Consider the following 13,158-nt stretch of genomic DNA (forward strand, 5'->3'; position numbering starts at 1 on the left):
AAGATCTCATGACTGCTCTCGGTGCCGTGTTCCGGCCTCAGGTCCCTCCCGAACGGATGCGCGGCGTGGCCCGCGCCGCGGAGGAGGCGGGGCTGGACGAGCTGTGGCTCTGGGAGGACTGCTTCTCCCAGAGCGGCATCGCCAGCGCGGCCGCGGCCCTGGCCTGGACCGAACGGCTGCGCGTCGGCGTCGGCCTGCTTCCGGTGCCCCTGCGGAACGTCGCCCTGACCGCCATGGAGGTGGCCACGCTCCACCGGTTGTTCCCGGGGCGGGTGGTGCTGGGCGTCGGCCACGGCGTGCAGGAGTGGATGGCGCAGGCCGGCGCGCGGGTGGACTCGCCCGTGACCCTGCTGCGCGAGTACCTCGTGGCCCTGCGGGCGCTGCTGCGCGGCGAGCGGGTCACCGTGGAGGGCCGGTACGTGCGGCTCGACGACGTCGCCCTCGACTGGCCGCCGGAGACGGCGCCCCCGGTGCTCGCCGGGGCGGTCGGGCCGCGTTCGCTGCGTCTGTCCGGCGAGGCCGCCGACGGCACCATCCTCGTCGCCGGCACCCCGCCCGACGAGATACGGCGGGCCCGCGGGCTCATCGACGAGGGGCGGGCGGCGGCCGGGCGTACCGACCGCCATGAGGTGATCGCCTACCTGCACGCGGCGACCGGGCCGGACGGAGCCGGGCGGCTCAAGGCCGAGCTCGAGCGCTGGGGCGACGGTGCCAAGGCGGACGTCGGAGTCGCCGGGGACGCGGGCACGGTGGCCAAGGCCGTACAACGGCTGGCGGACGCCGGGGGTGACACCGTGGTGCTCCAGCCGACGGCCGACGAGCCCGACCTCGAGGGGTTCGTCCGGTTCGTGGCCGAAGAGGTACGCCCGCTGGTCCCGTGACCTACGGGTGCCGTCGTCGTGGCACGGGGATCTTCATCAGGTCGCGGGCCAGGATGACCTCGCCGTCGAAGCTACGCCGTACGTCGGCGAGGAAGCCGGGCTCGTCGGCGAAGCCGTAGCGCTCGGAGAAGTGGGTCAGCACCAGGCGGCGCACCCCGGCGTCGGCGGCGACGAGACCGGCCTCGAACGCCGTCAGATGGCCGTACTCCTTGGCCAGGGCGCTCTCGGCGGACAGGAACGTCGACTCGATCACCAGCAGGTCGGCGCCGGAGGCGAGCTCGAAGACGGCGTCGCACAGGCGGGTGTCCATGATGAAGGCGGCGCTCTGGCCCGGCTTGGGGACGCTGCACTGGTCGAGCGTGATGCCGCGTACGGACCCGGTGCGCTGGAGCTCGCTGATTTCCGGCCCGCGAATACCGAAAGATGCCAGCTTGTCGGGCAGCATGCGCCGGCTGGACGCCTCCTGGAGACGGTAGCCGTAGGACTCGACAGGGTGGGACAGGCGGCGGGCGGTCAGCGGGCCGATGGTGACCTGCTCGCCGCTGACCGGCTGCTCCTCGATGACCGTGGTGTCGGCGAAGACGGCGGCATGCCGGAGCCGCTGCCAGTAGCCGGCGCCGGAGGCGGGGTAGACCGCTCGTACGGGATGCCGGACCTTGTCGCGCGCGATGCGCTGCACCACGCCGGGCACGCCCAGGCAGTGATCGCCGTGGAAGTGGGTCAGGCACAGCCAGTGGATGTCGTTGGCGCTGACCCCCGCGTGCACCATCTGCCGCTGCGTGCCCTCACCCGGGTCGAACAGGAACCCCTGGCCGTCCCAGCGCAGCAGGTAACCGTTGTGGTTGCGGTGGCGCGTGGGCACCGCGCTGGAGGTCCCCAGGATGACGAGTTCACGGGATGACACGAGCGCGATCGTAGACCGTCAGCCGGTGGGCGTGCGCAGGCCGGTGCGGGCCGCTTCTTGCGCCGGTTGACGCGGACTGCCACATGGCCATCCCGGAGTCGCCTAGTGTTTATGCCGGGAGCAATTCCCCCAGGGGAGGACATGATGGGTACGGTCGCGTACGCGGAGGTGCCGACGCCGGTAGGGCCGTTCGTGCTGGCGGTGACCGAGGTCGGCCTGGCCGCCACGGGATGGGGCTCCCGGACGCATCCGGGGGAGCGGCTCTCGGACCTGGCCGAGGTGGACGACCCCGAGCGCACGGCCTTCGCCGTCGCCGAGCTGAACGCCTACTTCGCCGGCGACCTGCGTACCTTCGAGACCCCGATCGACTGGCGCCTGACCTCCGGGTCGCGGCGGCAGGTGCTGAAGACCCTGCACGGCATCCCGTACGGCACCGCCGTCACCTACGGCGAGCTGGCCGAGCGGAGCGGTTCGCGGGTGCCGGCCCGCGGCATCGGCTCGATCATGGGCTCGAACCCGATCCCGATCGTGGTGCCCTGCCACCGCGTCGTCGCGGGCAACGGGCTGGGCGGCTTCAGCGGCGGCGAGGGCGTGGAGACCAAGCGCTGGCTGCTGACCCACGAGGGATACCTGCAGCCGACGCTCCTCGACCTCTAGACACTCTGTCCCATCCATACCCGGACAGTTGACACACTTGTCGGTGTGCGTCAGCAGCCAGTCATCGCCGTCGTGGGCCCCACGGCCGCCGGAAAGTCCGATCTCGCCGTGGATCTCGCGCTCCGGCTGGGGGGCGAGTGCATCAATGCCGACTCGATGCAGCTCTATCGAGGCATGGACATTGGCACGGCGAAGCTTTCCCCGGCCGAGCAGCGGGGGGTGCCGCACCACCTGCTCGACATCTGGGACGTCACCGAGACCGCCAGCGTGGCCGAATACCAGAAGCTGGCCAGGCCGCTCATCGAGTCGCTGGCGGCCCCCGTGCTGGTCGGCGGCAGCGGGCTCTACGTGCGCGCGGCCATCGACGACCTGGACTTCCCCGGCACCGACCCCGAGATCAGGGCCCGGCTGGAGGCCGAGCTGGCCGAACGCGGCCCGGCGCCGCTGTACGAGCGGCTGCGGGAGGCCGATCCGGCCGCCGCGTCGGCGATCCTGCCGAGCAACGGCCGCCGCATCGTGCGCGCGCTGGAGGTGATCGAGCATTCCGGCCGCCCGTTCTCGGCCACCATGCCGTCGTTCGAGGCGCTCTATCCGAGCGTGCAGATCGGGCTGGAGGTGCCCAGGCCGGAGCTCGACGAGCGGATCGAGGTCCGGGTCGGGCGCATGTGGGCGGCGGGCCTGGTCGACGAGGTGCGGGCCCTGCTCGGGCAGGGCTTGGCAGAGGGACGTACGGCGAGCCGCGCGCTGGGTTACGCCCAGGTGGCGCGCTACCTCGACGGCGAATGGACCGAGGAGCAGGCGTACGCCGAGACCGTCCGGGCGACCAGGCGCTTCGCCCGCCGCCAGGAGTCGTGGTTCCGCCGCGATCCGCGGGTCCACTGGCTGCCCTACGACGCCCCTGACCTGCTGGAGCGGTCCCTGGCGCGGATCGCCGGCCAAGGCTCCGCATAAAATGGTCAAATGCGCTTCCTTAAGGGTCACGGCACCGAGAACGATTTCGTCATCCTCCCTGACCCCGAGGGCGAGCTCGACTTGTCCGCCGTGCTGGTCGCCAAGATCTGCGAACGGCGCTCCGGGATCGGCGCCGACGGCGTCCTGCGCGTGGTCCGCACCAAGCTGAGCCCCGAGGTGGCCGACCAGGCCGCCACGGCCGAGTGGTTCATGGACTACCGCAACGCCGACGGCAGCATGGCCGAGATGTGCGGCAACGGCGCGCGCGTCTTCGCCCGCTACCTCGTCGAGACGGGGCTGGTCGGGGAGAGCGAGTTCAACGTGGCCACCAGGGGCGGCGTCAGGAGGATCCGCATCGAGGACAACGGCGACGTCGCCGTCGACATGGGCAAGCCCGTCGTCCGCGGCCGCAGCGTCACCACCGTCGCTGGTCACGAGTACGAAGGCGTCCACGTCGACATGGGCAACCCGCACCTGGCCTGCCCCATCGGCGACCCCGTCGTCCAGCTCGACCTGAGCCACCAGCCCGGCTTCGACCCGGGGGTCTTCCCCAGCGGCGTCAACATCGAGTTGTTCAACGCGGTCGGCCCCAGCCGCGCGGTCATGCGCGTCTACGAGCGCGGCTCGGGCGAGACCCGCTCCTGCGGCACCGGCACGGTCGCCACCGCCGTCGCCGCCGCGGGCCTGCGCGGGGAGACCACCGGCAAGTGGACGATCGAGGTGCCCGGCGGCACCGTCGTCGTCACGCTCACCGAGGAGACCAGCTATCTGACCGGCCCCGCCGTCATCGTCGCGGGCGGGAACCTGATGCTTGCAGAATGATGTTCTCCTGAGGGATGCTGAGTCCACTTGGCGAACTGAGGGAAGGTGGACATGGCGGACCCGAGAACCACGGCGATGCGCGTCAAGGCCCCCATCGGCCGATACGGCGGCGGCTTCATGGTTTCCAGGGAGGCCAAGGCCCGCTGCGCGGAGTACGGCCTCGGCCCGCGTGAGTTCTACTTCCGCGGGCGCTGCGGAGTCCTCGGCGAGTGCGCGGCCGACGTCGTCACCTCCGTCGCGGTCTTCTTCCCCGCCGCCCACGTCGAGGAGAGCTGGTACGGCGGGCGCAAGCTGAGCGTCGAGCGGGCCGTCGAGGTCTACACCGAGGTCTGCCACGAGTGGGGGCGGCGCAGGCTCGGCGGCTACGACGGCTGCGCCAGGCTCGCGGAGCTGCTCGAACCGGTCGTCGCCCAGGCCCCGGCCGCCGGGGCGCCGCTGTTCGCCGGGTGGCGGGCCGTACCTCTGCCCGACGACGCGCCCGCGCGGGCCACGCAGCTCATGCACGTCGTACGGGAGCTGCGAGGAGGGCTGCACGCCAACGCGGTGATCGCGGCGGGCCTCGACCCGCTGGAGGCGATGCTGGCGGCCGACCACGACGGCACTCCTTTCGGACACGCTTCTGGTGAGGTGATGGCCAAGTTCTTCACCTGGCCTGAGCCGTACCAGAAGCCGTCTCCCGCCGTCGTCGCGAAAAGGGTCGCGGTCGAAGAGGCGACCGATGATCTGCTGGCATCTGTATTTTCGGCACTGAACAATGACGAATCGGACGAGCTCATCGAGCTTCTGCGTTTTGGGCACGGTGATTGACCTGGCAGACTGACTGCTCATGGACGTGGACATCTGGGCCTGGGTCGGTGAAACCCAGCAGCAGCTTTCTGAGGCGGGCAACGTGGGGCTCGCCATGGCGCTGGGAGACCTGCCCGCACAGGCCTACGAGGGGCGATACCCCCAGCTAGACGTGATGGCTCCGGCCATCGCCCAGCAGGCGGAGGCCCTGGAGCTCCCGTGGCTCGAGTTCTACGCCCGCTACTGGCACCTGCTCGGCCGCGTGGGCGACCGTGCGCAGGGTGCCGTCGCGATCGGTGACGCCGAGCACCTGCTGTCGTTCGCTCAGCGCGAAGAGGTGCGTGACTGCCCGGCCACCCCGGCCGCGGTCGAGGCGCTCGCCCTGGCGTGGGCCAACGCCGACGGTCCGGGCTACGCCACCGAGCGCCTGGAGACGCTCGACGCGGTCATCCAGGACCTGCAGCCGGACAACCCCGCCTACACCGGGCTGGTGACGCAATACGTCGCCGCGCTCATCGACGCGGGCCGGGCGGGAGAGGCCGTCACCTACGCCGAGACCGCCGTCGAGCGGCTGCGCGCCGCCGACCGCGAGGCCAGCTGGGAGCTCGGCGCCGAGAGCGCCCGCGCGCTGCTCGCCGCCGGACGCGGTGAGGACGCGCTGGCCGCGCTCCAGGCCGCGGCCGACTTCCAGGCCGACGACCCGGTGGCCAAGGAGCGCAACGACGGCGTACGCCGCGCGCTGATCCTGGCCACGCTGGGCCGCATCGCCGAGGCCGTCGACGCGCTGCCCGACCTCGACGTGGTCGGCGAGCACCCGCGCTCGTGGGTGGAGTGGACACACGCCGTCGCCAAGCTGGCCGGCTCCTCGCAGATCACCAACACCTGGCAGCTCGGCCGCGTGCTGCGCCAGTGGATCGACTACTACGGCATGATGGGCGGCTACCGCGCCCGCTTCGAGCTCTCGCTGGTCGCGGGCGAGCTGGCCATCGCCAGGCAGAGCGTCTGGCAGGCGCGGCTGCTGGCCGACCTGGCCCAGTCGGCCGCCGCCGAGCTGCGCGACAGCACGGGCGTGGCCGAGCGGATCGCCGCCCTGCGCGCCGCCGCCGACGCGACGACCGAGCCGCCCGCGCCCTGCCCGGTCGAGGAGCGGGTCGCCTACTTCGACGCCGCCGACGGCCACAACGCCGACCCCGAGCGGTGGACCGGCTGGCTGGCCCCGAAGTCCGGCGAGGACCTGGAGACCACCCGCCGCCACACCACCACGCTCGGCTTTCTCGGCTACCCGGCGACGGGCGCCGACATCTACTGGAAGCTGCTGGTCGACTCTGGCGACATCGCCACCGCCGACCCCGACGACGTCTCCACGCTGACCACGCTGCTCATCGAGGCCCGCCAGGACGAGCGGCTGGAGCAGATGGCGGCGCTGCTGCCGCACGACACCCAATACCTCGCGATGGCCCGTCTCCACAGCGCCCGCGAGCGCTGGCCGGAGGCGCTGGAGGCGGCCGAGCACGCCGTGGCCGCCGGGGGCGGCGTCGAGGCGCGCCGCCTGGTCGCCACCGCGGCCCAGCAGCTCGACGACAACGCCAAGGGCGCCAGGGCGCTGCTCGAAGTGATCGACGAGATCACCGAGGAGGACACCTGGCGCATGATCGTCATGGCCACCTCCAGCGAGGACTGGGACATCGTCCGCAAGGGCACCGCCAAGATCGGCATGCCGGTCAAGTCGACCGAGGGGCCGATCGAGGAGGAGATGGGCCTGATCCGGGTCATCCTCCCCGCGCCCGACGGCGGCCAGCGCCAGATCCTGTCCATCCGCACCGGCCCGGCCACCGCCCGGCTCGCCCTGCCGCAGCCGCGCGGCATGGACTACAACGCCGGCGACCTGGTCGTGTTCGACCCGCAGCTGCTGGAGCCGGTCCCCGACGACCCCGAAGAGCAGCAGAACTTCGTGCCGCCCTTCGCCGCGGTGCGCATCCTCCGCCCCGGCGGCTACACCAGCTACTTCTTCGACGGCGCCGCGCCGAGCGAGGAGGACTGGGCGGAGTTCACCGAGGTCATGGCCGAGCGCGGCTGGCCGATGTGGGTCTACAGCGACGAGAACTACATGGTCACCCACCCGACCGGCGGCGAGCCGCTGCCCGGCGTGTTCGGCTGGGTCGCGGTGCCGCCGGACGTGTCGCCGACCGAGGTCGACGCCCTGCTCGACGACGCCACCGAGCGCTGGTCACACCCGCTGGCCTGGCTCGACCTGGCCAAGGAGGTCGACGTGGAGGTCGAGCGCCACGAGCGGATCGTCAAGGAATACGGTCTCTAGGATGCTGCAACGCTTCAGCCTCGACGGGAAGGTCGCCATCGTCACCGGCGCGTCGTCGGGGCTGGGCGTGGCCTTCGCCCGCGGGCTGGCCGAGGCCGGGGCCGACATCGTGATCGGGGCCCGGCGGCAGGATCGGCTGGACGAGACGCGGCGGCTGGTCGAGGAGACCGGCCGCCGGTGCCTGGCCGTGCCGACCGACGTGACCAAGGTCGAGGACTGCCAGGCGCTGGTCGCCGCGGCCGTGGAGACCATGGGCGCGGTCGACGTTTTGATCAACAACGCCGGGGTCGGCACCGCCGTGCCGGCGCTGCGGGAGACGCCGGAGGAGTTCCGGCAGGTGGTCGACATCAACCTGCACGGCACGTACTGGATGGCGCAGGCGTGCGCGCGGGTGATGCGGCCCGGCTCGTCGATCGTCAACATCGGCAGCATCCTGGCGGAGACGACGGCCGGGCTGCCGCAGGCCGCCTACAGCGCGTCGAAGGCGGCGGTGATCGGGCTGACCCGGGACCTGGCGCAGCAGTGGACGGGGCGGCGGGGGATCCGGGTCAACTGCCTGGAGCCCGGGTTCTTCGCCTCGGAGATGACGGTGCAGTTCAAGCCCGACTACCTGGAGCGGATGGTGGCGCAGCGGGTGGTCATGGGGCGGGTGGGGGAAGCGGCGGAGCTGGTGGCCGCGGCGGTCTTCCTGGCGAGTGACGCGTCGTCGTACATCACGGGCGTCGTCCTGCCCGTCGACGGCGGCATCCTCATCACCTGACGAACTCGACCGGCCGCGCGTCCTCGTCCGGCCGTGCGTTGCCGGGCCGCGTACCGCCTGATCAGTGGGTTCCTGGTAGTTTGAGCGCGGGTTTATGGCGTGACTTTTCCATGGAGGGGCGATGCAGGACATCGACAGGCTGGCGGCTGTGATCCGTGATGAGCGGCCTTGGGGTGGGTTCGAGCGGTTCACCCTGAATGAGGTGTCCACCGTTAAGATCATCGAGGTCTCGCCGGGGCAGCGGCTGAGCCTGCAGCGTCATGAGCACCGCTCGGAGCTGTGGGTGGCGCTCGACCCGGGGTGCGTGTTCGAGGTGGACGGGAAGCGCATCGAGCCCGCTGTGGGGGATCGGGTGCTGATCCAGCAGGGGCAGACGCACCGGCTGAGCTCGTCCGGGCCCGCGACGCGGATCCTCGAGATCGCCTTCGGTCACTTCGACGAGGACGACATCGAGCGCCTTGAGGACTCCTACGGGCGCTCGTAGTCGCCCGGCTCTCCCAGCGTGAGGGATCCCGCCTCTATGGCGGGATCCTTTTTTACGGCCGGCCAGGCTCGGATGCAGATTTAGCGGAATTGTAGCGTTTATATGGTGGGCCGCGGCTACATTAAGCGTCAATGGTGGAGAGAAAAGGAGGCCTAGATCCGGCAGCCCGTCAGTGCAAGGGCTGACTCCCCGGAAGGTTGCAAATACCGAAGGGCGTTCCAGCAATGCCAATTCCCGCAGAATGGAGAGCGCCGATGCGTCGAAAACTGGCCGTTATTCTCCTCTCATTCGCCATAACCGCCGGCGGGGGCATCGCCCTGTCGGCGCCCGCCTGGGCGGAGTGGAGGCTCATTCAGGTCTACGCCAAGGGTAGCGACTGCGAGATCGCAGGGCGGTACTACGTCAACCACACCGAAGCCATCCATTATTACTGCACATGGGACAGCCCCGGCTTTGCACTCCACGTCTATTACCCCGACACCTGACACGGCGGCGCGATGCGACCGCAGCGCGTATCGCACAAGCTTCCCGAGAGGCTCGGCTGGGACATCCCAGCCGGGCCTCTTTCGTGGTCTTGGGGTCCAACCCCCTCCCCGGGTGACATGTGACCTTGCCGGGGCCTTGTCCGGGGATGCCGTGGGCTCTATGTTCGTTGCGTAGTCCGGTGCTTGTTGCGTATGAGGGAACAACCGGAGGGCGCATGGTGAGCCGGCCTCGTTTGGTGATCATTGGAGCCGGCATCGTGGGCTGTGCCCTGGCCGACGAGCTCACCGGGCGGGGGTGGACCGATGTCACCGTCGTCGATCAGGGGCCCATGTTCGCCGCCGGCGGGTCGAGCTCGCATGCTCCCGGACTCGTGTTCCAGACGAACCCCTCCAAGGCCATGACCGAGTTCGCCTCCTATACCGTGCGCAAGTACAGCGGTCTGACCCTGGCCGGGCGGCCCTGCTTCGAGCAGGTCGGCGGCCTGGAAGTGGCCACCACCGAGGAGCGGTGGACGGATCTGCACCGCAAGCTGGGATGGGCCGAGTCCTGGGGTGTCGAGGGGCGGCTGGTCGACGCCGACCGGTGCGTGGAGCTGTGGCCGATGCTCGACAGGGGCAAGGTGCTGGGCGGCTTCCACGTCCCCACCGATGGGCTGGCCGCGGCCGTGAGCTGCGGTGAGGCGCAGGCGCGGCGGGCGATCGAGCGGGGCGCCAGGTTCCTGCCGCACCACACGGTCGTGGGCGTCGAGCAGCAGGGCGGCCGGGTGACCGGCGTCGCCGTCGAGGTCGGCCGGCCGGAGGCGGGCGAGGTCGAGTATCGGGTGCTGGCCGCCGAGGTGGTCGTGTGCGCCGCCGGGTTCTGGGGGCCGGCGATCGGGCGGCTGGCGGGGCTGACCGTGCCGCTGCTGCCGCTGGCCCACCAGTACGCCAAGGCGCGGACGCCGGGCGTACCGGACGGGCCCATCCTGCGGCACCAGGATCGCGACCTGTACTTCCGCGGCCACGGCGACCGCATCGGGATCGGCTCCTACGCCCACCGGCCGATGCCGGTCCGGCAGGACGAGATCGGGCCCAAGGGCACGGTGATGCCCTCGGTGCAGGCGTTCACCGAGGAGGACTTCGATCCCGCGTGGCGGGACGCGGTCGAGCTGCTGCCGGCGCTCAAGGAGTCCACCTACGAGGACGGCATCAACGGGATCTTCTCCTTCACCCCCGACGGGTTCCCGCTGATCGGCGAGGCGCCGCATCTCGACGGGTTCTGGCTGGCCGAGGCGGTCTGGGTCACCCACTCGGCGGGCGTGGCCAGGGCGGTGGCCGAGCTGCTGGTCCACGGGCGGTCCAGCTTCGACCTGCATGAATGCGAGCTGAGCCGGTTCGAGCCGGTGCAGCTGGCGCCCGCGTACGTCGAGGAGCGCGGTAAGCAGAACTTCGTCGAGGTCTACGACGTCATCCATCCGCTCCAGCCGATGGAGTCGCCGCGGCCGATGCGGACCAGCCCGTTCTATGTCAGGCAGCGCGAGCTGGGCGGCTACTTCCTGGAGGCGGCCGGCTGGGAGCGTCCGCAGTGGTTCGAGGCGAACCTGCCGCTGCTGGAGGAGGACCTGGTGCCGCGGCACGACAGCCAGGCGGCCGAGGCGCTGCTCGGTGTGGCCCAGCGCGACCAGTGGGCCGGTCGCTACTGGTCGCCGGTCGCCGCCGCGGAGTCGCACGCGACCCGGGAGGGCGTGGCGCTGTACGACATGACCTCGCTCAAGCGGATCGAGGTCGGCGGGCCGGGATCGGCGGCGTTCCTGCAGTACCTGACCACCAACAACGTCGACAAGAAGCCCGGCTCGGTCACCTACTCGCTGCTCCTCGACGCGAGCGGCGGCGTGCGGTCCGACCTGACGGTGGCGCGGCTGGCGGAGGACCGGTTCCAGATCGGCGCCAACGGCAACCTCGACCTCGACTGGCTGACCCGCCACGCCCCCGGCGGCGTGTACGTCCGGGACATCACGCCCGGCACCTGCTGCGTCGGCGTGTGGGGGCCGCGGGCCAGGGAGCTCCTTCAGCCCCTCACGGACATGGACCTGTCCCATGAGGGCTTCCGCTACTTCAGCCTCAAGACCGGATATGTCGGGCACGTCCCGGTGACCGCGATGCGCGTCTCCTATGTCGGCGAGCTGGGTTGGGAGCTGTACACCAGCGCTGACCTGGGCCTCAAGCTCTGGGACACACTGTGGGCGACGGGCCTGCCGGTCGCCGGGGGCCGGGCCGCGTTCAACAGCCTCCGGCTGGAGAAGGGTTATCGGCTCTGGGGCGTCGACATGACCCCGGAGCACAACCCGTACGAGGCGGGGCTGGCCTTCGCCGTCAAGGACGGCAAGGACTTCCTCGGCCGGGACGCGCTGACCACCGAGATCACCCGCAAGCTGGTCCCGCTGCTCAGCACGGAGGTCGTGATGGGCAAGGAGCCGGTACGGCACGCGGGCCGCACGGTCGGTTACGTGACGAGCGCCGCCTACGGGCACACGATCCGGCGGCCGATCGCGTACGCCTGGCTGCCGATCGAGCTGACCACCCCCGGAACGAATGTCGATATTTCGTACTTCGGGCGGCGTGTCCCGGCCGAGGTCGCCACCGAGCCCCTGTTCGACCCCAAGATGGAGAAGATCAGAAGGTGACCCACCCGGACTTCCTCTGGCGCAACCCCGACCCCAGGCCCGCCTATGACGTCGTCATCGTCGGCGGCGGCGGGCACGGCCTGGCCACCGCCTACTACCTGGCCAAGAACCACGGGATCACGAACGTCGCCGTACTGGAGAAGGGCTGGCTGGCCGGCGGCAACATGGCGCGCAACACCACGATCATCCGCTCCAACTACCTGTGGGACGAGAGCGCCGCCATCTACGAGCATTCGCTCAAGCTGTGGGAGGGCCTCAGCGAGGAGCTGGACTATGACCTGCGGTTCAGCCAGCGCGGCGTGCTCAACCTGGCGCACAGCCCGGGCGACGTGCGCGAGGGCAGGCGGCGGGTCAACGCCAACCGGCTCAACGGCGTCGACGCCGAGTGGCTGGACGCCGACGAGGTCAAGAAGTTCTGCCCGGTCATCAACGTCTCCGAGCGCGCCCGCTACCCCGTCATGGGCGCCACGCTGCAACGGCGGGGCGGCATCGCCAAGCACGACCACGTCGCCTGGGCCCTGGCCCGCAAGGCCGACGCCTATGGCATCGACCTGATCCAGGGCTGCGAGGTCACCGGCTTCGAGATCACCGGGAACCGGGCGGTGGCCGTACACACCTCCCGGGGGCGGATCGCGGCCGGGAAGATCGCGCTGGCGTCCGCCGGTCACACCTCGGTGCTCGCGGCCGAGGCCGGGATCCGTCTGCCGCTCCAGTCGCATCCTTTGCAGGCGCTGGTGTCGGAGCTGCTGGAACCGGTGCTCGACTGCGTGGTGATGTCGAACGCCGTGCACGTCTACGTGAGCCAGGCGCACAAGGGCGAGCTGGTCATGGGCGCGGGCATCGACTCCTACAACTCCTACGGCCAGCGGGGCGCCTTCCACGTCATCGAGGCGCAGATGGCGGCGGCTCTGGAGCTGTTCCCGATCTTCAGCCGGGTGCGGGTGCTGCGGACCTGGGCCGGCAACGTGGACGTCTCGCCCGACGCCTCGCCGATCATCGGGCGTACGCCGGTGGACGGGCTGTTCGTCAACGCCGGCTGGGGCACGGGTGGCTTCAAGGCCACGCCGGGCTCCGGGTGGGTGTACGCGCACACGATCGCGCACGACGAGCCGCATCCGCTCGCCGAGCCGTTCGCGCTGGAGCGGTTCACCACCGGGGCGCTCATCGACGAGCACGGCGCGGCGGCGGTGGCGCACTGATGCTGCTCATCGACTGCCCCCACTGCGGGCCCCGCGACGAGAACGAGTTCCGCTACGGCGGGCAGGCCGGCATCGCCTACCCCGAGACGCCCGCCAGTGCCACGGACGCGGAGTGGGCCGAGTACGTGTTCCTGCGGGACAACCCCAAGGGGTGGTTCGACGAGCGCTGGTTCCACGTGCACGGCTGCCGGACCTGGTTCACGCTCCGGCGGCACACCGTCACCCACGAAATCTGGAACCCATGAGCTC

At 70.8% G+C, this 13,158-nt stretch carries 13 protein-coding genes; 12 read left to right on the forward strand and 1 reads right to left on the reverse strand.

Annotation, left to right across the window (positions count from 1 at the left end; translation table 11 throughout):
* Positions 1 to 8 precede the first annotated feature (8 nt).
* Positions 9 to 881 (forward strand): LLM class flavin-dependent oxidoreductase, encoded by an 873-nt coding sequence (locus LDL49_RS09985; protein WP_225290682.1) that lies wholly within the window; start codon positions 9 to 11, stop codon positions 879 to 881.
* Between the two features lies 1 nt (position 882).
* Here the strand turns inward: LDL49_RS09985 and LDL49_RS09990 are convergent, their stop codons facing one another.
* Positions 883 to 1,785 carry a ribonuclease Z gene (locus tag LDL49_RS09990; protein ID WP_225290683.1) on the reverse strand — a complete coding sequence of 301 codons (903 nt, stop codon included), beginning with the start codon at positions 1,783 to 1,785 and terminating at the stop codon, positions 883 to 885.
* 141 nt (positions 1,786 to 1,926) lie between these two features.
* On the opposite strand from LDL49_RS09990, the gene LDL49_RS09995 reads away from it, so the two are divergent.
* The 11 genes from LDL49_RS09995 (at position 1,927) to LDL49_RS10045 (ending at position 13,154) form a co-directional block, all read left to right on the forward strand.
* Positions 1,927 to 2,442, forward strand: a complete 516-nt coding sequence (locus LDL49_RS09995; RefSeq protein ID WP_225290684.1) for a methylated-DNA--[protein]-cysteine S-methyltransferase — start codon at positions 1,927 to 1,929, stop codon at positions 2,440 to 2,442.
* 45 nt (positions 2,443 to 2,487) lie between these two features.
* Positions 2,488 to 3,393 carry a tRNA (adenosine(37)-N6)-dimethylallyltransferase MiaA gene (gene miaA, locus LDL49_RS10000; protein WP_225290685.1) on the forward strand — a complete coding sequence of 302 codons (906 nt, stop codon included), beginning with the start codon at positions 2,488 to 2,490 and terminating at the stop codon, positions 3,391 to 3,393.
* A 9-nt stretch (positions 3,394 to 3,402) separates the two neighbouring features.
* Positions 3,403 to 4,215, forward strand: a complete 813-nt coding sequence (gene dapF, locus LDL49_RS10005; RefSeq protein WP_225290686.1) for a diaminopimelate epimerase — start codon at positions 3,403 to 3,405, stop codon at positions 4,213 to 4,215.
* Positions 4,216 to 4,266: 51 nt separating this feature from the next.
* Positions 4,267 to 5,022: an SCO6745 family protein gene (locus LDL49_RS10010; protein WP_225290687.1), complete on the forward strand. Its 756-nt coding sequence runs from the start codon at positions 4,267 to 4,269 to the stop codon at positions 5,020 to 5,022.
* 19 nt (positions 5,023 to 5,041) lie between these two features.
* Positions 5,042 to 7,318: a tetratricopeptide repeat protein gene (locus LDL49_RS10015; protein ID WP_225290688.1), complete on the forward strand. Its 2,277-nt coding sequence runs from the start codon at positions 5,042 to 5,044 to the stop codon at positions 7,316 to 7,318.
* 1 nt (position 7,319) lies between these two features.
* Positions 7,320 to 8,078 carry an SDR family NAD(P)-dependent oxidoreductase gene (locus LDL49_RS10020; protein ID WP_225290689.1) on the forward strand — a complete coding sequence of 253 codons (759 nt, stop codon included), beginning with the start codon at positions 7,320 to 7,322 and terminating at the stop codon, positions 8,076 to 8,078.
* A gap of 121 nt (positions 8,079 to 8,199) precedes the next feature.
* A complete protein-coding gene (locus tag LDL49_RS10025; RefSeq protein ID WP_214638474.1) occupies positions 8,200 to 8,562 on the forward strand; it encodes a phosphomannose isomerase type II C-terminal cupin domain in 363 nt (120 codons plus the stop codon).
* 254 nt (positions 8,563 to 8,816) lie between these two features.
* On the forward strand, positions 8,817 to 9,047 hold the full coding sequence (locus LDL49_RS10030; RefSeq protein ID WP_225290690.1) for a hypothetical protein: 231 nt from the start codon (positions 8,817 to 8,819) through the stop codon (positions 9,045 to 9,047).
* Between the two features lie 215 nt (positions 9,048 to 9,262).
* Complete coding sequence (locus tag LDL49_RS10035; RefSeq protein WP_225290691.1) at positions 9,263 to 11,710, forward strand: GcvT family protein; 2,448 nt, start codon at positions 9,263 to 9,265, stop codon at positions 11,708 to 11,710.
* Positions 11,707 to 12,909 carry a sarcosine oxidase subunit beta family protein gene (locus tag LDL49_RS10040; RefSeq protein ID WP_225290692.1) on the forward strand — a complete coding sequence of 401 codons (1,203 nt, stop codon included), beginning with the start codon at positions 11,707 to 11,709 and terminating at the stop codon, positions 12,907 to 12,909. Before LDL49_RS10035 ends, LDL49_RS10040 begins: the two co-directional genes overlap by 4 nt.
* Positions 12,909 to 13,154 (forward strand): sarcosine oxidase subunit delta, encoded by a 246-nt coding sequence (locus LDL49_RS10045; RefSeq protein ID WP_225290693.1) that lies wholly within the window; start codon positions 12,909 to 12,911, stop codon positions 13,152 to 13,154. Before LDL49_RS10040 ends, LDL49_RS10045 begins: the two co-directional genes overlap by 1 nt.
* Positions 13,155 to 13,158: the final 4 nt, after the last annotated feature.

Source organism: Nonomuraea aurantiaca (genome assembly GCF_020215705.1).
Lineage (GTDB): Bacteria > Actinomycetota > Actinomycetes > Streptosporangiales > Streptosporangiaceae > Nonomuraea > Nonomuraea aurantiaca.

Bases quoted from the DNA above. Each gene is read 5' to 3' on its own strand.
- LDL49_RS10025 (WP_214638474.1), top strand. From the start codon at position 8,200: ATGCAGGACATCGACAGGCTGGCGGCTGTGATCCGTGATGAGCGGCCT.
- LDL49_RS10010 (WP_225290687.1), top strand. From the start codon at position 4,267: ATGGCGGACCCGAGAACCACGGCGATGCGCGTCAAGGCCCCCATCGGC.
- LDL49_RS10035 (WP_225290691.1), top strand. From the start codon at position 9,263: ATGGTGAGCCGGCCTCGTTTGGTGATCATTGGAGCCGGCATCGTGGGC.
- LDL49_RS09995 (WP_225290684.1), top strand. From the start codon at position 1,927: ATGATGGGTACGGTCGCGTACGCGGAGGTGCCGACGCCGGTAGGGCCG.
- LDL49_RS10045 (WP_225290693.1), top strand. From the start codon at position 12,909: ATGCTGCTCATCGACTGCCCCCACTGCGGGCCCCGCGACGAGAACGAG.
- LDL49_RS10020 (WP_225290689.1), top strand. From the start codon at position 7,320: ATGCTGCAACGCTTCAGCCTCGACGGGAAGGTCGCCATCGTCACCGGC.
- LDL49_RS09985 (WP_225290682.1), top strand. From the start codon at position 9: ATGACTGCTCTCGGTGCCGTGTTCCGGCCTCAGGTCCCTCCCGAACGG.
- dapF (WP_225290686.1), top strand. From the start codon at position 3,403: ATGCGCTTCCTTAAGGGTCACGGCACCGAGAACGATTTCGTCATCCTC.
- LDL49_RS10030 (WP_225290690.1), top strand. From the start codon at position 8,817: ATGCGTCGAAAACTGGCCGTTATTCTCCTCTCATTCGCCATAACCGCC.
- LDL49_RS10015 (WP_225290688.1), top strand. From the start codon at position 5,042: ATGGACGTGGACATCTGGGCCTGGGTCGGTGAAACCCAGCAGCAGCTT.